The 21,704-nt window shown below is 50.9% G+C and carries 22 protein-coding genes and 1 pseudogene; 19 read left to right on the top strand and 4 right to left on the bottom strand.

All coding sequences use genetic code 11. From position 1 onward, the window contains the following. Positions 1-429: 429 nt before the first annotated feature. The 10 genes and pseudogenes from N0B36_RS10480 (at position 430) to N0B36_RS10525 (ending at position 7,254) form a co-directional block, all read left to right on the top strand. Positions 430-1,305 (top strand): GTPase family protein, encoded by an 876-nt coding sequence (locus N0B36_RS10480; protein ID WP_185922548.1) that lies wholly within the window; start codon positions 430-432, stop codon positions 1,303-1,305. Between the two features lie 243 nt (positions 1,306-1,548). Further along, complete coding sequence (locus N0B36_RS10485; protein ID WP_259687741.1) at positions 1,549-2,265, top strand: YafY family protein; 717 nt, start codon at positions 1,549-1,551, stop codon at positions 2,263-2,265. A gap of 35 nt (positions 2,266-2,300) precedes the next feature. Continuing rightward, positions 2,301-2,753: a hypothetical protein gene (locus tag N0B36_RS10490; protein WP_060175534.1), complete on the top strand. Its 453-nt coding sequence runs from the start codon at positions 2,301-2,303 to the stop codon at positions 2,751-2,753. 71 nt (positions 2,754-2,824) lie between these two features. Beyond that, the gene (locus tag N0B36_RS10495) at positions 2,825-3,298 is read left to right on the top strand and encodes a hypothetical protein (protein ID WP_219555458.1); all 474 of its coding nucleotides are present in this window, start codon (positions 2,825-2,827) and stop codon (positions 3,296-3,298) included. A gap of 119 nt (positions 3,299-3,417) precedes the next feature. Beyond that, on the top strand, positions 3,418-4,272 hold the full coding sequence (locus N0B36_RS10500) for a DUF932 domain-containing protein (protein ID WP_259687742.1): 855 nt from the start codon (positions 3,418-3,420) through the stop codon (positions 4,270-4,272). Beyond that, positions 4,272-4,714: pseudogene (locus tag N0B36_RS10505) on the top strand (antirestriction protein). Before N0B36_RS10500 ends, N0B36_RS10505 begins: the two are co-directional and overlap by 1 nt. Before the next feature lie 12 nt (positions 4,715-4,726). Beyond that, positions 4,727-5,269, top strand: a complete 543-nt coding sequence (gene radC / locus N0B36_RS10510; protein ID WP_088498146.1) for a RadC family protein — start codon at positions 4,727-4,729, stop codon at positions 5,267-5,269. A gap of 10 nt (positions 5,270-5,279) precedes the next feature. Further along, positions 5,280-5,621: a type IV toxin-antitoxin system YeeU family antitoxin gene (locus tag N0B36_RS10515; RefSeq protein ID WP_125346778.1), complete on the top strand. Its 342-nt coding sequence runs from the start codon at positions 5,280-5,282 to the stop codon at positions 5,619-5,621. 20 nt (positions 5,622-5,641) lie between these two features. After that, a complete protein-coding gene (locus tag N0B36_RS10520; protein WP_259687743.1) occupies positions 5,642-5,935 on the top strand; it encodes a toxin in 294 nt (97 codons plus the stop codon). A 311-nt stretch (positions 5,936-6,246) separates the two neighbouring features. Beyond that, positions 6,247-7,254 carry a restriction endonuclease gene (locus N0B36_RS10525; RefSeq protein WP_004108748.1) on the top strand — a complete coding sequence of 336 codons (1,008 nt, stop codon included), beginning with the start codon at positions 6,247-6,249 and terminating at the stop codon, positions 7,252-7,254. Positions 7,255-7,440: 186 nt separating this feature from the next. Here the strand turns inward: N0B36_RS10525 and N0B36_RS10530 are convergent, their stop codons facing one another. Further along, positions 7,441-8,313 (bottom strand): phosphorothioated DNA-binding restriction endonuclease, encoded by an 873-nt coding sequence (locus N0B36_RS10530; protein ID WP_047500815.1) that lies wholly within the window; start codon positions 8,311-8,313, stop codon positions 7,441-7,443. Positions 8,314-8,571: 258 nt separating this feature from the next. On the opposite strand from N0B36_RS10530, the gene N0B36_RS10535 reads away from it, so the two are divergent. Genes N0B36_RS10535 through N0B36_RS10545 form a run of 3 tightly spaced genes read left to right on the top strand, consistent with a single transcriptional unit; the run spans position 8,572 to position 9,845 of the window. Further along, complete coding sequence (locus tag N0B36_RS10535; RefSeq protein ID WP_003830103.1) at positions 8,572-9,021, top strand: STM2901 family protein; 450 nt, start codon at positions 8,572-8,574, stop codon at positions 9,019-9,021. After that, positions 9,015-9,341 carry a DUF1493 family protein gene (locus N0B36_RS10540; protein WP_016155588.1) on the top strand — a complete coding sequence of 109 codons (327 nt, stop codon included), beginning with the start codon at positions 9,015-9,017 and terminating at the stop codon, positions 9,339-9,341. Before N0B36_RS10535 ends, N0B36_RS10540 begins: the two co-directional genes overlap by 7 nt. An 18-nt stretch (positions 9,342-9,359) precedes the next feature. After that, entirely contained in the window at positions 9,360-9,845 is a 486-nt protein-coding gene (locus N0B36_RS10545) for a type VI secretion system tube protein TssD (RefSeq protein ID WP_016151545.1), read from the top strand. A 62-nt stretch (positions 9,846-9,907) separates the two neighbouring features. On the opposite strand, the gene symE is transcribed toward N0B36_RS10545, so the two are convergent. Continuing rightward, on the bottom strand, positions 9,908-10,270 hold the full coding sequence (gene symE, locus N0B36_RS10550) for an endoribonuclease SymE (RefSeq protein ID WP_259687744.1): 363 nt from the start codon (positions 10,268-10,270) through the stop codon (positions 9,908-9,910). Positions 10,271-11,048: 778 nt separating this feature from the next. Between symE and N0B36_RS10555 the strand changes: the two genes are divergently transcribed. The 3 genes from N0B36_RS10555 (at position 11,049) to pdxY (ending at position 14,742) form a co-directional block, all read left to right on the top strand. Beyond that, positions 11,049-12,419, top strand: a complete 1,371-nt coding sequence (locus tag N0B36_RS10555; RefSeq protein WP_016155590.1) for a tyrosine phenol-lyase — start codon at positions 11,049-11,051, stop codon at positions 12,417-12,419. A 188-nt stretch (positions 12,420-12,607) separates the two neighbouring features. Further along, positions 12,608-13,873 (top strand): aromatic amino acid transporter, encoded by a 1,266-nt coding sequence (locus N0B36_RS10560; RefSeq protein ID WP_016151548.1) that lies wholly within the window; start codon positions 12,608-12,610, stop codon positions 13,871-13,873. Between the two features lie 11 nt (positions 13,874-13,884). After that, positions 13,885-14,742, top strand: a complete 858-nt coding sequence (pdxY, locus tag N0B36_RS10565) for a pyridoxal kinase PdxY (RefSeq protein WP_016151549.1) — start codon at positions 13,885-13,887, stop codon at positions 14,740-14,742. Between the two features lie 471 nt (positions 14,743-15,213). On the opposite strand, the gene N0B36_RS10570 is transcribed toward pdxY, so the two are convergent. Then, positions 15,214-16,767: an L-lactate permease gene (locus tag N0B36_RS10570; protein WP_016151550.1), complete on the bottom strand. Its 1,554-nt coding sequence runs from the start codon at positions 16,765-16,767 to the stop codon at positions 15,214-15,216. 580 nt (positions 16,768-17,347) lie between these two features. Here N0B36_RS10570 and N0B36_RS10575 point away from each other — a divergent pair. The 3 genes from N0B36_RS10575 to N0B36_RS10585 are packed head-to-tail and all read left to right on the top strand — an operon-like array spanning position 17,348 to position 20,190. Further along, positions 17,348-18,067, top strand: coding sequence for a (Fe-S)-binding protein (locus N0B36_RS10575; protein ID WP_016155592.1), 720 nt, complete (start codon positions 17,348-17,350; stop codon positions 18,065-18,067). A 10-nt stretch (positions 18,068-18,077) separates the two neighbouring features. Continuing rightward, positions 18,078-19,505: a LutB/LldF family L-lactate oxidation iron-sulfur protein gene (locus N0B36_RS10580; RefSeq protein ID WP_016151552.1), complete on the top strand. Its 1,428-nt coding sequence runs from the start codon at positions 18,078-18,080 to the stop codon at positions 19,503-19,505. Further along, positions 19,498-20,190 (top strand): lactate utilization protein C, encoded by a 693-nt coding sequence (locus tag N0B36_RS10585; protein ID WP_016151553.1) that lies wholly within the window; start codon positions 19,498-19,500, stop codon positions 20,188-20,190. Before N0B36_RS10580 ends, N0B36_RS10585 begins: the two co-directional genes overlap by 8 nt. 48 nt (positions 20,191-20,238) lie before the next feature. Here N0B36_RS10585 and gntP read toward each other — a convergent pair whose 3' ends face one another. Further along, positions 20,239-21,582 (bottom strand): gluconate permease GntP, encoded by a 1,344-nt coding sequence (gntP, locus tag N0B36_RS10590; RefSeq protein ID WP_047414558.1) that lies wholly within the window; start codon positions 21,580-21,582, stop codon positions 20,239-20,241. Between the last annotated feature and the right edge of the window lie 122 nt (positions 21,583-21,704).

The following is a 21,704-nucleotide window of genomic DNA, read 5'->3' on the forward strand; positions in this document are numbered from 1 at the left end:
GGGAGCCTTAATAATTTACGAGACTATACTGCCTATAGAGGCTTCCTGTTTGACCGGAGATACTCCAAGTCAGAAGCATAGGCTCATTATGACCCCATCCATTGATTTTATCAAGCTTGTCTCGTCATGCTCGGTATCAGTCGTCTGGGATAAATTCAGTACATTAAGCATACATAGCCCCTTCATAGCCTCGTTACCTGATGGTTTAGTATTAAATGTTACTAAAAGTATTCCGCCAAACACCGTTAGTATGGCAGTTTCAACGTCCGCTCTTGGCACTAAGCGGACATCGTTTAGTTCTAGACTGCACAAAGTCCTTTACGTGCTAATCTAAAATTCCAAATAATTTCAGATAGATATTATCTCCGTGAATCCCTGCCTTCCTGACTGGAAAGCGGGGTTTTTTATTTTTCACGCTGAGACTACTGTATGAATAAACCTGACGGCCTTCAGGCCTTTGAACAACCGCTCGCGTCGCTTCCGCGCACGCTTCGCCAGCTTATTCTTGAACGTATCCAGAACCTGACTCACTACGAGCCGGTGATTGGCATCATGGGCAAAAGTGGTGCTGGTAAATCCTCTCTCTGCAACGAACTTTTCCGGGGCGAGGTGTCTCCGGTGAGTGACGTGAACGCCTGTACTCGCGACGTACTGCGCTTCCGGCTGCGCAGCGGTCGTCACAGTCTGGTGATTGTCGATTTACCGGGGGTAGGTGAAAACGGGTGGCGGGATCACGAATACCGTGCCCTGTACCGTCGTATGCTGCCGGAGCTGGACCTGGTGCTGTGGGTCATTAAGGCCGATGATCGGGCACTAACTGTGGACGAGCAGTTCTGGCACGGTGTGATGCAACCTTACAGGCAAAAGGTACTGTTTGTGATTAACCAGGCCGACAAAATCGAACCCTGTCATGAATGGGATACCCTCACCAGCAAGCTTTCACCGCACCAACTGGAAAATCTTAAAGCGAAGCAGGCAGCGATTATGGCGATGTTTAAACTGCATCATCCGGTCTGTGTGGTGTCCGCCCGCACTGGATGGGGCATTGAGGAGATGGTGGCAGCCATGATGCGCTGTCTGCCTGACCGCGCCACCAGCCCGGTGGTGACACAACTGCAAGGGAGACTCTGCACAGAGCCGGTAAAGTCGCAGGCCCGTGACAGTTTCGGTGACGCTGTGGGCCGGGTTTTTGATACGGTTGAGTCATCGTCATTCCTGCCTGCGCCACTGAAAACGGTGATTCGTACCGTGCGTGATGCGGTGGTGTCGGTCGCACGGGCCGTCTGGGACTGGATATTCTTCTGATATCGCAATTTTCTCTGCGAATGATGAACTGGTTGTTAATGATTTGTTGATTGTGGACACGTCCTTTCCACTGCGTTTTATCATCAATTAAATCAGGGGAAGCATCATTGTCTGTCAGACGAGCGCCCACAAGGCTGGACTGCTCATAAAAAATAGTTCCGATGTTGTCCATACCCTGTCCACTCCTTCCTTTAAAGTAATCAGTATTAATTCAGAGAGTTAACTTCTCAGGAGAAATCTTTCATGACGCTTCAGGAGCGGCGACATGACCGGCTTGCTGTCAGGTTGTCGTTGATTATTAGCCGCCTTGTGTCCGGTGAAACTCTGTTTATTCGCAAACTGGCAACTGAATTCGGGGTGTCAGAGCGCACGCTGCGTCGTGACTTTCGGGAACGTCTGATGTATCTCGACCTGGATTATTACCAGGGGCAGTGCAGTCTGCGCTCGGATATTCACAGTACGCGGCAGGAAATAGATATTCTGACCTTTGCTCACCGCACGGGGCTGGCCGGGGTTTTCCCTGGCTTTGACCGGCGACTGATCAGCAGCCTGCTGGACTGTGATGATCGACCCTGTCTGGTATGGCATCAGGACAGACCTCATCCCCCGGCAGGAAAGCTCTGCTTCTACAGGCTGGTCAGAGCTATTTCGGGATGTCAGCGCATCACCGTTCTGACTGAAGGGGAGCGTCATGAGGCCATCGCACCTTACCGGCTAATCGCTATTGACGGTTACTGGTATCTTGTCGCTGAACATAACAGGCAATTACGAGTCTTCCGGCTGGATGAGATTCATCTGGTAAGGCCATCGCGGGAAACATTTATTCGCAGTGAGCTTCTCTATCAGCTGTCGGAGGACAAACATTTTATCTCTGCCTTACCTCATTTCCGTTTTATTCAGCAGTCGCTGAATTCATTTTCTCCATCAGAAAGTCGGGGGCAATCCGGACAAACTGATTAGAGATGGTCTCCACAATTGAATGTAAGGTTAATCTAATGAAAAAATTGAAATTATTGTCTTTACTGCCAGTCATGTTTTTTCCCTTACTTATCGCAGGTAATGCTCACGCAGCACGTCCTTATAGCGGGTTCCTGCCTGCGGTAGTGAATAATAAAAGTGGAAATATATTCTGGTGTGATGCCCACCGACAGGTCAGAAAACTGTGTACAGCGACGGAAGTGGATTCAATGGGATGGTTTATTGTTGTTCGCTCGAAACCTTCCAGAGATTGTCCGGGGGGAATATGGGGGTGGATCACTCCCAGTAAAGACGATGTGGCAACAGGGTATACCATTACGCCAGGTAAAGAATTCAATCTCACCATGAAGGATATGTGCAGTCCCGATATGAAAGTAACGTTCCGCCCGAATAAAAAGGACCCTCGTTATGACGATCTTGTCGGGATTTATGCTGGAAAAGAAGCGTTTCGCTACAAACAAATAAAATAATCCAACTTTTTTTTCATTACTTTATTGTTTTAAACAACAAAAGCTTTATTACATGATTTGAGGACAACATTATGCGACTGCCTTACGTAATATTTACATTAGCTATGCTGGCTTCTGTATCAACAGCACAGGCTATTCCCAATATGTGGGCGAGTGGTTTTGGGATGGGCGTGACCGAATATATCATTACCAGCCCGGAGAAGGTGGTGTTTAATCTGAACTGTACTGGCAATCCGGATGCGCAGAATATTCTGCAACACGGTGTTGATCTCACTCTGCCTGATGGAACATCAGTAAGTTCTCATGACGACGGGACGGAAATAACGGTCGTCATTGATAACAGTCAGTTCTCATTACCTTCATCCCTCGGCTGGAGGAATGGCGATAATGCCTGGGTGTCATTTATTGACGCACTGGGGCAGGCAGCAAATTTCGATGTTTATGTCAGCGATAAAAAAGTAGGCACTTTCAGTCCGGGTCTGAAGAATACGCAAAAAGAGCTGTCTGACCTCAGTGAGTGCCGGACCACACACTACAGCGATTAGTTACTTACATTTCAGTCCTCTCCACCTCGCAACACACCAGCACCAGATAGCAACAGGCCATGCTCCTTCGGGAACATGGCCTTTTTGTTTTTATTTCATTATCAGATAAGGAGTTAGCTATGCGATTAGCCAGCCGCTTTGGTCGTATAAACCAGATACGCCGTGACCGGCCTCTGACCCACGAAGAGCTGATGAGCCATGTCCCCAGCGTGTTCGGGAGTGACAAGCATGAATCTCGTTCAGACCGTTACACCTACATCCCTACCATTACCATTCTCGAAAGCCTGCAGCGTGAAGGCTTTGAGCCGTTCTTTGCCTGCCAGACGAAGGTTCGTGACCAGAGCAAGCGGGAGCACACCAAACACATGCTTCGCCTGCGTCGTGCCGGTCAACTGACCGGGCGTCAGGTACCGGAAATCATTTTGCTCAACAGTCATGACGGCTCATCAAGCTACCAGATGCTGCCGGGGCTATTTCGAGGCGTCTGTACCAACGGTCTGGTTTGTGGCCAGTCATTCGGGGAAGTGCGGGTACCGCATAAAGGTAATGTCGTCGAGAAGGTGATTGAAGGGGCTTACGAAGTGCTCGGGGTGTTTGACCGGGTGGATGAGAAGCGCGATGCAATGCAGTCGCTGGCGCTGCCAGCCCCGGCCCGTCACGCGCTGGCGAATGCCGCACTGAAATATCGATTTGGTGATGACCACCAGCCGGTCACGGTATCGCAGTTGCTGACCCAGCGTCGCCGGGAGGATGACAGCGATGACCTGTGGACCGTATACCAGCGCGTGCAGGAGAACCTGATGAAAGGTGGTCTGTCAGGGCGAACCGCGCAGGGAAAAAGTAATCGCACCCGTGCTGTTACCGGTATTGACGGCGATGTGAAGCTCAACCGCGCCCTGTGGGTTATGGCAGAAAACATGCTCGATTTTTTTCGGGCGTCAAACAACGGTTCCGGCATAAGGGAGATAGTATAATGAATACACAAAACCTTCAGTTCGCTGAGCAAGCAGCAATTACGGCCTTAGTTGTCCCGGATGAGTTACGCATCGGCTTCTGGCCGCAGCACTTTGGCACCATCCCGCAGTGGATAACCCTTGAACCTCGCATTTTCGCCTGGATGGACCGGCTGTGTGTCGATTATCACGGCGGTATCTGGCGCTTTTCGACGCTCAGTAATGGAGGTGCTTTTATGGCCCAGAGTCAGAGAGCGGTGAGAAGTGGGCATTGTTCAACAGCATGAACGGCAATGGTGCAGAGCTTACCAGTGAAGCTGCAGGGATGGTCGCCTGTCTGATGGCTTACAACCACCATACCTGTCGCACCGAGTGTGACGCGATGACTGAACACTATTATCGCTTACGCGACTACGCGCTAATCCATCCGGAATGCAGCTCCATTATGCATCTAATCGACTGAGGAATACCTGACATGAATACCGCATTATCCCCGGTGTCATTACAGCCTGAACTTTTCCAACTGACGGTTATGGCCCAGCATGGTTGCCTGCTCCCCGCGACCTCCGGATTGACACCTTATGCCCAACGGACCATCCGCCGCGCTATCAACCTGCTGGATAAATATCTTCGTCAGCCTGGCATATCCTTTACTTCAAGTACGGCAGCCCGTGACTGGCTTCGGTTAAAGCTGGCAGGACAAGAACGGGAAGTGTTTATGGTGCTCTATCTCGATAACCAGCACCGTTTACTGGAGAGTGAAACGCTATTTGCTGGTTCGATTAACCATGTCCAGGTCCATCCTCGTGAGATAGTGAAGTCAGCGCTTCGCTTCAATGCTGCAGCTGTCGTGCTGGCGCATAACCATCCATCCGGTGATCCGGAGCCCAGCCAATGCGATCGCAACATTACGGGCAGGCTTAAAGAAGCGCTGGCACTGGTTGATGTGAACACTCTCGATCATCTGGTTATCGGTTCAGATGGAATTGTGTCGTTTGCAGAGCGAGGCTGGATGTGAGGGCTCTTCAATGAAATCTACTGACTCAGAGAACGATTCATTTCTCAAATGGGGTCTGAATCGTAATGTGACACCTTGCTTTGGCGCTCGTCTGGTACAGGAGGGAAACCGGCTGCACTATCTGGCTGACCGGGCCAGTATCACCGGTAAGTTCAGCGAAGCAGAATGTCTTAAGCTGGATTTGGCATTCCCGCATTTTATCAGCCAGATGGAATCGATGCTGACTACTGGTGAAGTAAATCCTCGCCATGCCCACTGTGTCACCCTGTACCACAATGGTTTCACCTGCGAAGCCGATACCCTTGGCAGTTGCGGCTATGTATACATCGCCGTTTACCCCACTCAACGTTAACTAACTCCACAAGAGCAAATATGAAAACTCTACCTGCAACAACTCCGCAGGCGGCGACGCTATGTCTATCGCCCGTGGCAGTGTGGCAAATGCTGCTTGCACGCCTGCTGGAACAACATTATGGCCTGACACTCAACGACACACCATTCAGTGATGAAACGGTAATTCAGGAACATATCGATGCCGGTAAATCTTTGGCCGATGCCGTTAATTTTCTGGTGGAAAAGTACGGGCTGGTTCGTATTGATCGCAGGGGATTCGACTGGCAAGAACAGTCCCCATATCTGCGGGCAGTCGATATTCTGCGGGCGTGACAGGCAACTGGTTTATTGAAAAGAAATCGTATTAGTGCGGCACGGTGAATATTGGGAATAGCCTTCCTGATTCACACTGCAGCTTTCCTTACTTATTTAATTTACTCATTCCAAAAAGCACCTGCCGATGCTGGTTGGTGCTTTTACTTATATGGACGAAATATCATGCAAATAGAAGCTGTAATTTTAACTGGGCACATTATCGCAAGTACAATCCGGGAATGCTGGGCCGTCGTTGTTGATGGTTTTGACGCATGCGGCGAACAAGCTTATGATCCAGCTTAATTTCTTTTCCTCATGAAGGGACGGGTATGGGCAACAGAATGTGGATGATTCGCGGTGACGGCGGCAAGCTCTATGACGATTTTCGCGATAAGCAAATTGTAGGCATCGGTTGGTCTCAGCTGGCTCCATTAGTCAAACCCGGCCTGTCCCGAGCCCAGTTACTCGCCTTATACCAGGAGGCAGATCCCTTAACAAAGCTGGGAACAGCCCGTTCTGGTGCATCGCAGGTCTGGCGTTTTGTGAATGAGATCCAAAAGGGTGATTGGGTTATTACCTATTCGCCAGCCAACCGTACTTATTTGCTAGGCAAAGTCACATCCGACTTCCAATATCATCCTGAATGGGTGGAAGAGGGGATGGGGATCGCTCGGCAGGTTAAATGGAATACTCAAGAAATCGACCGCGATAGACTGTCTGTCGCTACCAAAAACACATTGGGTTCTACGCTGACGGTTTTCCAGCTTCCAGAATATGCGCTAGAAGAGCTTTTGCAGGATAAGAAACCCACTGCAGATGTAATTACTCAGAATCCAATTGCGATGGATGAAGATGAGGTTGTTTCTGATCCGCTTCGCGATATGGAAATGCTGGCGTTTGAGGGTATCAAAGATCGTATCAACTCTCTTGACTGGGATGAGATGCAAAATCTTGTTGCCGGAGTTTTACGCAGTATGGGCTATAAAACGCAGGTTTCACCTGCGGGTGCCGATCGGGGTAAAGACATCATTGCTTCACCCGATGGATTCGGTTTTGAAAATCCACGAATTATCGTTGAGGTAAAGCATCGTAGGGAGCAAATGGGGAGTCAGCAGATTCGCAGCTTTATCGGCGGTCGCCATAAAGACGATCGCGGGCTTTATGTCAGTACGGGGGGCTTTACGAAAGATGCTCGCTATGAAGCCGACCGCTCGACGATACCTCTGACGCTCTGGACGCTTGATGATCTCGTCCGTGCGCTTATTGAGAACTACGAGCAAGTCGATATCGAGACCAAGCTATTGGTGCCTCTGAAGAAAACGTTCCTACCTGCCTGAGTCTTGCTTCGACAGCCATATCGGTGTTCTACTGGTATGGCTTTATACCCACTCGCGATGTCTATTTTTTATACGGATTTTAACTTGTGGGTACAAGTGTGGGTATAAATAATTATTCCTGCTTATAAACTAAATTGATATCAGTCTATTGGGTGTGAAACTCGAGTCCGGCCTTCGCACTCACCCTCATCCCCTAAACACCTCCTTCCTGTGCCACTCTACAAACCCTTCTTTTGGATAATTCTCGCGCATCATCGGCAGCGCTATCGATTTACCGTCGAAATCCCAGAACAGTCTGCCCACCATGCCGCTGCCATTCACTGCGGGTGACACCTGAACCCGCATACTCTCATCCAGCCCAATCGAACCTTTATCAAAGGCTTTATGGTGGATTGCACACAGCGCTAGTCCGTTTGAAATCTCGCACGGGCCGCCATGCTGTTTCCATTTGATATGGGCCGCTTCAAGCGCAACTGAAGTGCTGTCGTGGCGCATATTGAAGCCACAAATGGCGCATTCATAGTTATAAGCACGCAGAACCTGCTGGCGGAACAACGGGTCCCGCTGTTTGCGGATTTGCAGGATATCAAACCCCAGTTCATCCGCGATTTCTTCCTGAATGCTTTCGGTGAAGTGCGCCTCGAGGATTTGCTGTGCCAGGGTGTTGATGAGGTTTTTGCTCTTTTTCAGCAGAGTAAAATGTTGTTCATCAAAGCCTCCGGCAACGTTATGCGTCACCAGTTCTCCGGCAGGGGGCTGTTTACTGCTGCCGGATGTTGAGCACTGCTCGGCGTTTTGTAGCTCCCAGAACCCATCGCCCTGTAAGCGCCAGAAGGGCATATCCGGGCGGTACTGCGCGCGCTGTGGTCCAAATCGTTCCAGCAGGCTATGCAATGGGTCGCGAACTTCCGAACCGTAGTCAAACAGGCGACCGTGACCCTGCTGATAACCCGCCAGCACATGAAGCAGCAGCAAAGGTTTGTGCGGCGCACGCTGCTCGCCTTTACGCCAGATGGTGATGTCGGCAATTGCCTGTTGCAGGGTTTTACTGGAAGTCATTGATTTCATTATCAGGTAAATAATTGCGATGATGCTCGCAAAATATCACCTGATCAAGCAAAGACGGGTTGATGCGCTATCGACGTCACTTATTGGTATCAATTTGATAAAGCACTATGCGTGGCATGTTGTCTGACATCAACGACTTCACTTTTATGTTTTCTGAAAAACACATACGCCACGGCAGTTACCGTTCCCCCACCAGGGTACGCAGGAGTACGATAAGTATGCAAATTATTGCATATCGAAGGATCTCTAGTGGACACAGTTGAGGAACTCAACGGAACATACTTTTATAAAGGGGTCTGTAACATTTCTGCAGGTGAGCTATTTTTCTGGATTTTTCTCGACAAAATTGATGAACAATTTGGGGGAATTAAAGATGTGGTAACAATGTCATGTATCATTCTTGGGTTACCATTGCTGAAAACACGGGGTAAACCATATGGGGCAACACAAGGCACATCAATTGCCTCCAAATATTCTCGTGAGTTTCTTAACGTAACATTGTCCGTCAGGCTTCCTACCATCACCAATGCCAGTATCAAATATTTAAAACCAATGATGACTAACAATCTGGGGGCATTCGTTGGACGAACAATTCCTGTGATTGGTTGGGCATTACTCGCAAGTGATGTCGCCCAAATTGTCTATAAAACGGTGAATACCTACAACACCATTGCCAGAGAGGAAGATCGCGTATGGTGACGGATAACGAGGTATTAGAATTTTTTCGGGGAGAGTTATCTCTCGCGGTAACGTTTACTTTCAAGCCTATCCCGATTGAACTTGATACGCCGCTGCAAGGTTACGCTGAATGGGATGAATTACCGTATGCCATTGATGATTTTGGAGAGAAATATAACGTTGATGTTTCTGTGATTGATTTCGAGGCCTATTACCCGTGGGAAAGAGAATCGGTATATAGAAAATGGTTTACCAAAGAACCCATCAAGCAAGTGTCAAAACCGCTTACTGTGCGTATGTTCGCAGAATCAGCCAGAGCAGGCCGCTGGTTATATGATTGATTACAAGGAGTGTTGAAAATGGCTGTACCCGTTCATTTATTTTTAAAAGACGATGGTGGCGCGATGATTCGTGGAGGCTCGGATGTCCAGGGACGTGAAGGCAGTATTGAGTTACGTGGTTTAACACATAACCTTAGCATTCCAACCGATGGTGCCACTGGAAAGCTAACCGGCACACGCCAACATGGCCCATTTCTTTTTGACAAAGAGATCGATTCCTCCAGCCCATACCTTTACAAAGCAGTCGCGACAGGTCAGACACTTCAAAGTGCGGAACTTAAGTTCTATCACATAAACGACGCAGGCCAGGAAGTGGAATACTTTAATACCCTGCTTGAAGGTGTAAAAGTTGTATCAGTGACACCAATCGTGCATGACACACGTACGGTAACGGGAACCGGACATTTGGAAAGCGTACAGCTGCGCTATGAAAAAATCACCTGGTGTATTGTAGATGGCAATATTCAATATACCGACGCCTGGAACGAACGCACTACGGCATAAAGCAAAAGTGGCGTAATACCCCAAAAAAGGCGCCCTTCGGCGCCTCAATTACCATCACGCTCTCACCCCTTCGCCGTTTTCCCCGCAATCACCCCGATAAACTCCAGCACCTGCTTTTGCTTACGCGCGGAGAGCTTTTCCACGGCGCGCAGGGATTTCATCAGTTCTGACTCTTCGGGTTCGGGCGTGCGGGCGGTTAACACAATGCAGCCTTGCATGACGCGCACATCGACGCGGGTGCCGGTGTCGAATCCGGCGGCTTTAAGCCACTGGCCCTTCATCACGATGGACGGAAACTGGACATACTTCACCGGCAAACGGCTGTAATCAGGATAACCGCTCGCATAACCCACCTTCAGGCAACGGTTATCTGCGACGTACACTTCTGGATCAAATGAAACTGCAATACAATGCGCATCAGTCATGGTGACTATTCTCCGATAATAGTTACTGCGATTAGCGATGCGGAGGTGCGCCAACACCTTCGCATCGCGCTAATAAAACCCCTGTAAATTACCCCAGTAATTGGCGGGAAGTCCAGATGTAAATAAGATGAAATAAGCGCGATTAGCACGCTTTCGGAATAAATAGAAATCCTCTCTATCCCAATAAACATAGTATTATTCACCGTATAAATTCATTCAGATCCCATCCTCCTGATACCTGCCATTTCCAGAAAATAACGCCCATCTGTGTCAGGCCAAAAATGAGATCTAACTCACTGAAGCAAATAGTAAACTCTGAAACAACGCTGTTTTGTACACTTTGCTTTACACTTTTAGTGATGTGAATCACAAATATAAACCCGTGAAGTGATCCGACTCTCACAAAATGGGGTGTACTCATTCAGCAATACAGTATGAGCACAGCCTGGAAAGTTAAGTTTTCAGTATTTCCCCTCTCCACGGGGGCACCATCGCAAATGGCAAATCAACACGCAAAAAAAAACTTGTTGAATATGAACGGGTAAAAAAATGACGTGTGATTTGCATCACCTACATTTACAGCTTTTTAAATTATTGCCAGTGATTAATGTTGACCAGGCTATTTCCATAATCAATTAAATCTTGCATAGTGCCTCCACATTATTTCTCCCCCTGACTCAGGAGGCGAATAGTTATATTTCATCAGACTTTATTGATGAACCAGGTATGCTTTACTTCACATTAATACGTACATGACCACTGTTACTGGAGAAACAAAATGAATTATCCGGCAGAACCCTTCCGTATTAAAAGCGTTGAAACTGTATCTATGATCCCGCGTGATGAACGCCTTAAGAAAATGCAGGAAGCGGGATACAATACTTTCCTGTTAAATTCGAAAGATATTTATATTGACCTGCTGACAGACAGTGGCACCAACGCAATGAGCGACAAGCAGTGGGCCGGCATGATGATGGGTGATGAAGCCTACGCGGGCAGCGAAAACTTCTATCATCTGGAAAGAACCGTTCAGGAACTGTTTGGCTTTAAACATATTGTTCCTACTCACCAGGGGCGCGGTGCAGAAAACCTGTTATCGCAGCTGGCAATTAAACCGGGGCAATATGTTGCCGGGAATATGTATTTCACTACCACCCGTTATCACCAGGAAAAAAATGGTGCGGTGTTTGTCGATATCGTTCGTGACGAAGCGCACGATGCCGGTCTGAATATTGCTTTTAAAGGTGATATCGATCTTAAAAAATTACAAAAACTGATTGATGAAAAAGGCGCCGAGAATATTGCCTATATTTGCCTGGCAGTCACGGTTAACCTCGCAGGCGGGCAGCCGGTCTCCATGGCTAACATGCGCGCGGTGCGTGAACTGACTGCAGCACACGGCATTAAAGTGTTCTACGACGCTACCCGCTGCGTAGAAAACGCCTACTTCATCAAAGAGCAAGAGCAGGGCTTTGAGAACAAGAGCATCGCAGAGATCGTGCATGAGATGTTCAGCTACGCCGACGGTTGTACCATGAGTGGTAAAAAAGACTGTCTGGTGAATATCGGCGGCTTCCTGTGCATGAACGATGACGAAATGTTCTCTTCTGCCAAAGAGTTAGTCGTTGTCTATGAAGGCATGCCATCCTACGGCGGCCTGGCCGGACGCGACATGGAAGCCATGGCGATTGGTCTGCGCGAAGCCATGCAGTATGAGTACATCGAGCACCGCGTGAAGCAGGTTCGCTATCTGGGCGACAAGCTGAAAGCCGCGGGTGTACCGATTGTTGAACCGGTGGGCGGTCACGCGGTATTCCTTGATGCGCGTCGCTTCTGCGAGCATCTGACGCAGGACGAGTTCCCGGCGCAAAGCCTGGCTGCTAGTATCTATGTGGAAACCGGCGTACGTAGTATGGAGCGCGGAATTATCTCTGCGGGCCGTAATAACGTGACTGGTGAACACCACAGGCCGAAACTGGAAACCGTGCGTCTGACTATTCCACGCCGCGTTTATACTTACGCGCATATGGATGTAGTGGCTGACGGTATTATTAAACTTTACCAGCACAAAGAAGATATTCGCGGGCTGAAGTTTATTTACGAGCCGAAGCAGCTCCGTTTCTTTACTGCACGCTTTGACTATATCTAAATAATAATTATGGCCCCATCTCAGGATGGGGCTTTTTTGTATTTCTTTTCCATGAACAGGAAGCCTTTGCGGTGCCCGTTACCGTGACATAACTACAAAAGTAAACCCTGACTCCGACATTTTTATTATCCGCATGATGTACAAATGACAGCTGTAATTATAACGAATAGTCTACAGGAACATTTATCATGGATATTAATGCCATTGAGCGACAGAGTAGTACCCCCGGACTGATTAGCGGAACCATGTTGGTTATCGCGACCGTAGTGGGTGGAGGGATGTTTTCCCTGCCGATTGCGATGGCTGGCGTATGGTTCCCCGGTGCGTCAGTTATTCTTCTGTTTATCGCCATCATGATGTTATTAACCGGTCTGATGCTGGTCGAAGTTAACCTGCATTATGGCGCTGGTGCCAGTTTTAATACTTTTACTCAGGATTTATTAGGTCGAAAGTGGAATATTGTTGTCGGTATCGCTTTCGGTTTTGTGCTGTATATTCTGACCTATGCCTATATCTCTGGTTCGTCGGCGGTGATGGCGCAAACCGTGTTCAAATACAGCGGCGTGCGCTTTCCGGCGAATATCTCGGTGGTGATCGTCAGTATGCTGGTCGGGGCGATTGCCTGGTACAGCTCCTTGTTGGTTGGACGTATTACTACCGTGTTGATCATCGGTAAGTTTATCGCGTTCTTTGCCACCTTCTCTGGCCTGGTGGGGCATATCGAAGTGGCGAAACTCGTCGACAGCGTGGCGGTGGCGCTGCCCAATTCGCAGTACCTGCCGTATATCCTGATGACGCTGCCGTTCTGCATTATCTCGTTTGGTTTTCACGGTAACGTGCCGAGCCTGGTTAAGCTGTATGGCACGAGCGGGATCTCAAATATTACGCGTTCGATTATCATCGGCACGCTGTTTGCCCTGCTGCTGTATATCTTCTGGCTGGGCGTCACGATGGGCAACATCAGTCGTTCCTCGTTCCCGCCAATTATCGCCAAAGGCGGCAATATCGACGTGTTTGTCGAGGCTATCAGCGGGCTGTTCACCAGCCGTTATATGGATCTGATCCTGACCTTCTTCGGCAACTTTGCGGTAGCCAGTTCCCTGCTGGCGGCGACGCTTGGCCTGTTCGATTACATCGCCGACCTGTTTCACTTCCCGGATGACGGCATGGGGCGCCTGAAAACCGCGCTGGTGACCTACTTCCCGCCAGCCGCCGTGTGCTTCTTCTTCCCGAACGGGTTTGTGCACGCCATTGGTTACGCCGGTCTGGCCTTTACCATCTGGAGCGTGATCCTGCCGCCGTTCCTGGTGAAAGCGGCGCGGAAACGTTTTCCGACCGCCAGCTATACCGCGCCGTGTAATAACACCGTGCTCAATCTGGTCATTGTCTGTGGGGCGGTTGTCTATCTGACGGTTGTTCTGGACGTATTTGGTCTGCTGCCAACGTTTCGCTAGACGGAGTCAAAATGAAAAACGTGTTGTCTGTTCAGTCGTCAGTCGTTTATGGCTATGCCGGAAATAAAGCCGCCGTGTTGCCGATGCAGCTCTCGGGGATCGATGTCTGGCCGTTTTACACCGTACAGTTTTCCAACCACACCCAGTACGGGATGTGGCAGGGCATGGCGATGCCGCACGGCGAGCTGAGTGCCATCATCAGCGGGCTGGATGATCTGCAAAAACTGGCGCAATGCGATGCCGTGCTGTCCGGGTATCTCGGGGACAAACGCCATTGCGAAGAGGTGAAGCTCGCGGTCACCACCATTCGCCAGCGTAATCCCCAGGCGCTCTATTTTTGTGATCCGGTGATGGGCGACCCGCAAAAAGGCTGCATCGTCGCGCAGGGCGTGGAGTCTTTTTTTGTCGATGACGCCATTCAACTGGCCGATGTCATGGGGCCGAATCTCTATGAGCTGGGCGTGCTGACGGGCAGACAACTACGTAGTTTTGACGAGGTGGTGGAAGCGGCGCAGCAGCTGGTGGCGTGGGGCGTGAAGAAGGTGCTGGTGAAACATCTCGGCGACTGCTCGCGCGACAAACAGGCGTTTGAAATGCTGCTGGTGACGGCGGAACAGACGTTACACATCGCCCGGCCGCTGTATACCTTTGCCAAAATGCCGGTGGGCGTTGGGGATCTGATTTGCAGCGTGATGCTGGCTTCACTGCTCAACGGTTATGAGGACAAGCAGGCGCTGGAGCGGACCACCAGTGTCGTCGACGCGGTGATGCGGCTGACGAAAGAGCACGACTCGTATGAACTGCGGCTGATAGACGCGCGTCACCAGATAATGGAGCCGCAAATTCGCTATCAGGCAACGGTGCTGTAGCGCCGCAAGGAGGCTCTATGTTTCTGACACTGCTACGATTTCAGCATCCGCTGATCTACCGTTTTGCATGGCTTCGTCTGTGGGTCAGGGTGTTAAGAGCGTGCGGGCTGCGTAAGTGAAAGGGGAGAACATTTTTCTCTGCTGCCGGATGCGGCGCTTGCGCCTTATCCGGCCTACAAATGAGCGTGAAACGTAGGCCCGACTGGCGAAGCGCCATCAGGCATTAGCGCCAGGCATTACACGCGGAAGTAGCGTGGTGGGATCAACGCGGAAAAGGCGTCGAACTTCTTCACCATCTTTTTCCAGAACAGCATAACAACAATCCTCGATTTGAAACATCGGCGCTATTTTAGTCAGCGCCGACAAATCGTAAAGCCAGTCGCTTCGTTTCGATCCTGAAGCGGTGTAAACCTTTTTGGTCACCACGTCGTCAAATACGGTTGCCGTGAATTTGACGGGGTTGACAATGGATTACGCCATAAACCAGTAATAAAAGAGACCGACTTTCAGGCCGAGGATCACAATATAGGCGCAGCAGTATTTCATGGTGCCAGACATTATCTGGTTGGCCTGTCCGTCCATTTTGGTGGCTGAAACCGCAATGGCGATACTCTGCGGCGAAATCATTTTCCCCCCCGTTGCGCCAGAAGTATTCGCCGCCGCGAGCCAGTTGGGATCGATATGCAGTTTACTGGCGGCAATGGTTTGCAGTTTGCCGAACAAAATATTCGAGTTGGTATCGCTGCCGGTAACAAACGTGCCCAGCGCGCCAATCACTGGGGCGAGGAAGACGTAGGAACTGCCGGTCAGATCGACAATCGACTGGGCCAGCGTGGAGATAATCCCGCTGAGATCCATCACCGTGGCCAGCGCGACAATCGCCATAATCGCCACAATGGAATTTTTAAGCTGGAAAATGGTTTTGATAAACACTTCCAGCATCCCGCGTGCGGACGCTCCCTGAATAAAACCGCCGATAAGGGTCGCAAAGATGATCAGCATCCCCGGCGTGGTCACCCATTCAACTTTCAGCGCCAGCGTGTTGCCGTCGGCGAGCGTGAAATGCAGCACCGAGGCCAGTTGGGACGCCGCGCCTTTGATCGTCGGGAACAGCGGTGAGCACAGCAGGATAAAAACAAAAATAAACAGATAGATAGAGCCTACGCGGAACAACACTTTTGCCGAGCGCGGCGTGGTTTCGCGGGTATGGCTGACCTCAATGCGCCACTCGGGATCGGTTTTCCCTTTGCGCAGGCGGCTGACCATCGCCACGGCAAACAGGCTGACCAGGCTACCGGCAAAGGCGGGCAATTCCGCGCCAAGATGGATGGCGACAAAATATTGCGGAACCAGCGTGGTGATGCCGCAAATCAGCGTGATCAGAAATACGCCACGAATGGCTTTCAGGCCGCCGCCAATAATGCAGACAATGACAAACGGCAGCAGGATATTAAACAGTGCGAGCTGCAGAATAATGGTTCCACCTAAGGTATACACCGGCAGGTTAACCTGTTCCGCCAGAATAGAAACCGGGATCCCGACCGCGCCGAACGCGGTGGGAACGGTATTCGCCACGAGAGAAGCGATCGCCGCCTTCAGCGGGTTGAATCCCAGCGCAATAAGAATGCCGATCGGAATGGCGACCGCAGTGCCATAACCTGCCGCGGCTTCAAGGAATCCGCCGAAGCACCATGAAATCAGTAGCACCTGAATACGCTTATCTTCGCTAATGCTGGCGAGAATATCGCGCAGAATATCCAGCGCCTTGGTCGCCTGCATGACGTTATAACTGAAGATGGCGCCGAGGATCACAATCACAATCGGCCATAACCCCTTCAGGGCGCCATAGCCTATCGCGGCTTTCAGATTCTGTACGGGCATTTCCCAGAATATGGCCGACAGCGCGGCAGTGAATACCAAAGAGATCAACACGGAATAATGGATGGGCATTTTCAATTTCAATATTAAAAATACCATCAGTAGTAAAGGAGAGAGTGCCAGGGCAAACATAAAATATTCGTTCATTGCTATTCCTGATTGGTTCATTAAACCTGATTTATATTTATGGTGGGGAGGCTACATTGCTAAGTTAATAAAGTATGTAAACTGAATCGCTTCAGTGAATAAAGTAATTATGATTTGTGGTTTTGTAACTATTGTAATCTTTTAATTAAAATCCAATGCCAGGCAAATATACTTAAGAGTAAGCTGAATACCTATAAATAGTTATTTGATAACCTTTTTAATAATGCTGGTGATGAGAATAGTAAGCACCTGAAACTGTTTTTAAGGTGTTCATAACGCTGTGGTTTTAAATATAAAAATGTGAGCGAGACCGAAAGAAATAAACCTGGTTGTTGCATATGGGGGGTGATTAGGGGATTATTTGGTTTTGTCATACAAATGAAAATACAGACATATGCGACTGTCCTGACTTAAGAAGCGGAGAGTCGGCATCAAAGGAAAACGACCCGAGCATCACCATGAACCCAGGCATTAGTAAAAACAGCAAACAGAAAAACTGGGCGTGAAATACGGCTGAACCTTTGCTTGATATCGCGATATCAAGCGCAATAAACAGAAATGAAGCAATGGAGTAGTTATTGTGAATGTAAATTTCTTTGTTACCTGCATTGGTGACGCACTGAAATCACGGATGGCACGAGACTCCGTATTGCTGCTGGAAAAACTGGGTTGTCGCGTTAATTTCCCCGAGAAGCAAGGGTGTTGCGGTCAGCCAGCCATTAACAGCGGTTACATCAAAGAGGCGATCCCTGGGATGAAAAACCTGATCGCCGCCCTGGAAGACAACGACGATCCGATTATCTCGCCAGCAGGCTCCTGTACCTACGCAGTAAAAAGCTATCCGACGTATCTGGCCGATGAACCGGAATGGGCGCTGCGTGCCGAAAAGGTTGCCGCGCGTATGCAGGATCTCACCTCCTTTATCGTTAACAAGCTGGGCGTGGTGGACGTCGGCGCCAGCCTGCAGGGCCGCGCTGTATATCATCCCTCTTGTAGCCTGACTCGAAAGCTGGGGGTGAAGGAAGAGCCGCTCACGTTGCTGAAAAACGTGCGCGGGCTGGAGCTGCTGACGTTTGCCGATCAGGATACTTGCTGCGGCTTTGGCGGGACGTTCTCGGTCAAAATGGCCGAGATATCCGGCGAGATGGTGAAAGAGAAAGTCTTACATTTGATGGATGCGCAGCCGGAATATTTGATTGGCGCAGACGTCAGTTGCCTGCTGAACATTGGCGGTCGACTGCAACGGGAAGGCCAGCCGGTCAAAGTGATGCATATTGCTGAAGTGCTGATGAGCCGCTGAGGGGAAAGAGATGTCGATAAAAACCAGCGATGTAGAATTTAAACTGCGCATTCGTCAGCAGATAGAAGATCCGATCATGCGCAAAGCCGTGGCCAATGCGCAGGAACGTATTGGCGCAAATCGACAAAAAATGGTCGATGAGTTAGGCCACTGGGAAGACTGGCGCGATCGTGCCAGCCAGATCCGCGATCACGTGCTGAGCAACCTCGACGCTTACCTGTATCAACTCTCCGAGAAAGTGACGCAAAACGGCGGCCACGTCTATTTCGCCAAAACCAAAGAAGAGGCCACCGCCTATATTCTGCAGGTCGCGCGCAGCAAAAACGCGAAGAAGGTGGTGAAGTCCAAGTCGATGGTGACCGAGGAGATCGGCGTCAACCATGTCCTGCAGGATGCGGGAATCCAGGTGATCGAAACCGATCTCGGGGAATACATCCTGCAATTGGATCAGGATCCACCTTCGCACGTCGTGGTCCCGGCTATTCATAAAGATCGCTATCAGATCCGCCGCGTGCTGAACGAGCGTCTGGGGTATGACGGCCCGGAAACCCCGGAAGCCATGACCTTGTTCATTCGCCAGAAGATCCGCGAGGATTTCCTGAGTGCCGAAATCGGTATTACCGGCTGTAACTTTGCCGTGGCGGAAACCGGTTCAGTATGCCTGGTGACCAACGAAGGCAACGCGCGCATGTGCACCACACTGCCGAAAACACACATTGCGGTGATGGGCATGGAGCGTATCGCGCCAACCTTTGCTGATGTGGATGTGCTGATCACCATGCTGGCGCGCAGCGCCGTGGGCGCTCGTCTGACGGGCTATAACACTTGGCTGACCGGCCCGCGTGAGGCGGATAACGTGGACGGACCGGAAGAGTTCCATCTGGTGATTGTCGATAACGGTCGCTCGCAGGTGCTGGGCTCTGAGTTTCGCGATGTGCTGCGCTGCATCCGCTGCGGGGCCTGTATGAACACCTGCCCGGCGTATCGCCACATCGGCGGACACGGCTATGGCTCTATCTATCCCGGCCCTATTGGCGCGGTGATTTCTCCGCTGCTCGGCGGCTATAAAGATTTTAAAGACCTGCCGTACGCCTGTTCCTTATGCACGGCCTGCGACAGCGTCTGCCCGGTGCGTATTCCGCTGTCAAAACTGATCCTGCGTCATCGTCGGGTGATGGCCGAGGAGGGCATTACCCCGAAAGCCGAGCGACGGGCGATCAAAATGTTCGCTTATGCCAATAGCCATCCGGGGCTGTGGAAAGTGGGGATGATGGCGGGCGCGCATGCGGCAAGCTGGTTTATCAATGGCGGGAAAACCCCGCTCAAGGTTGGCGCGATTGGTGACTGGATGGAGGCGCGCGATCTGCCTGATGCTGACGGCGAGAGCTTCCGCAGCTGGTTTAAGAAACATCAGGCGCAGGAGAAAAAGAATGGATAACCGTACCGCGTTTTTAAACACCATCGCCCAGGCGCTGGGTCGCCCGCCGCGTTTCGAACCACAAGCGGATGCCGCGCCGGTTAACAATTATGCCAACGAGCGCCTGACCGAACTTAGCCCGCAGCAGCGCTGCGATGCGTTTATCCAGTTCGCCAGCGAAGTGATGCTGGCCCGCTGTGAACTGACTCGCGAGGACCAGGCCGCAGAAGCAGCGCTACGCCTGTGTGAAGAATTGGGTCAGCCAGTAGTGCTGAGCGGCGACAGCCGACTGGTGGCGCTGGGCATCACCGAACGTTTGCAGCAGGAATGCAACGCCGTGGTCTGGGATCCGGCGCGAGGCAGCGAAAATATTACCGAGGCCGAGCAGGCGAAAGTCGGCGTGGTGTATGCCGAGTATGGCCTGACCGAGTCCGGCGGCGTGGTGCTGTTTTCCGCGCCGGAGCGCGGGCGTTCTTTGAGCCTGTTGCCGGAGTCCTCGATTTTCGTGCTGCGTAAAAGCACCATCCTGCCGCGCGTGGCGCAACTGGCAGAAAAACTGCATCAGAAAGCGCAGGCCGGTGAGCGTATGCCATCGTGCATTAACATTATCAGTGGACCCAGCTCGACGGCGGATATTGAGCTTATCAAGGTGGTTGGGGTGCATGGCCCGGTGAAGGCGGTGTATCTGATTATTGAGGATTGTTAAGGCAGGAGAAGAACCGCTCTGGCGCTGCGGGCCAGAGCGGTATCGATGTTATGCAATCATGCTGATGATCAACACGATTACCAGGCCAACCACGGAGTTCACCAACTCCAGCAGACCCCAGGTTTTCAGCGTATCCTTCACCGACAGGTCAAAGTAGCCTTTGAACAGCCAGAACGAGGCATCGTTGATATGGGTCAGGGTGTTGGAGCCAGCCGCCGTCGCCAGTACCAGCAACGCCGGATCGACGCCCACCAGTTGACCGGTTGCCGGGTCGAGAATGGCTGCGCTGATAATCCCCGCCGCCGTCATGGCTGAGACCACGCCCTGACCGGTTGCCAGACGAATAAGCACGGTTATCAACCACGCCATGATGTATGGAGAAATATTGCCGTGCGACATCAGCATGCCGATGGTATCGCCGATGCCGGTATCGATAATGGTCTGCTTCAGTACGCCGCCCGCGCCGATGATCAGGATCACCATGGCGATGCTTTTCACCGCGTTTTCAAAGGCGTTCATCACCCACTGCATGTCGTGACCACGCGCGGTACCAAACAGCACGAAGGCGACAATCATGGCGATAAACATCGCAATTGGCGAGGAGCCTAAGAAGTTGACCACTTCCCACGCCTGCGTTCCTTTCACCAGCCAGATGTTGGCGATGGTGGTGGAGATCATGATGATCGCCGGGATCAGCGGAACCAGAATAGAGATGCCGAAAGACGGTAGATTGTTCTGGTCAACCGGTACGTCGGCCTTCATGAATGACGGCGTCGGGCGATCGAGGTTGCCGAGGAACTTCGGCAGGATAATCCCGGCGCAGATCACGCTCGGAATAGTCACCAGAATACCGTAGATGTAGACCATACCCATGTCAGCGCCGTAGGCGTTAACCAGCGCGACCGGACCTGGCTGCGGCGGGAACAGAGAGTGGGCGGTGGTGGCTGCGGCAACGGCAGGAATCGCCAGCTTGAGGAACGGGATCTTCGCTTCTGCGGCAATGACGATCACCAGCGGCGCCAACATAATAAACGCCACTTCATAGAACATCGCCAGGCCAAAAATCAGACCAATAATGATCACCGACAGCTGTACATAGCGCAGACCGAGTCGCGCCAGCAGCGTATGAGCAATCTGATGCGCCGCGCCGGAATCGACCATCAGCTTACCGATGACTGCCCCGAATACCACGATAATCGCCAACTCACCCAGCGTGCTGCCAAAGCCGGATTTCATGGTGTGCAGCAGCGCCATTAAGTCCATACCCGCCAGCATGCCGACCGAGAGCGCCGCCAGCAGCAGGGCGACCATCGAGTTTATTTTGAATCTTAGATTGAGCACCAGCATCAGACCGATGCCGAATACGACCCACAGAATATTGAGAACATGCATATAACGTCTACCTTTATTGGTTGAACTATTATGACTTTGGTTGAGATGTTATCCGTATTGGTTAACCATTGATGCGATGAATGTCACATTGCGTTACATGTTTACATCTTTACTGCGCTTCC

It is taken from the genome of Citrobacter sp. XY323, from assembly GCF_025106035.1.
Classification (GTDB): Bacteria; Pseudomonadota; Gammaproteobacteria; order Enterobacterales; family Enterobacteriaceae; genus Citrobacter; species Citrobacter braakii.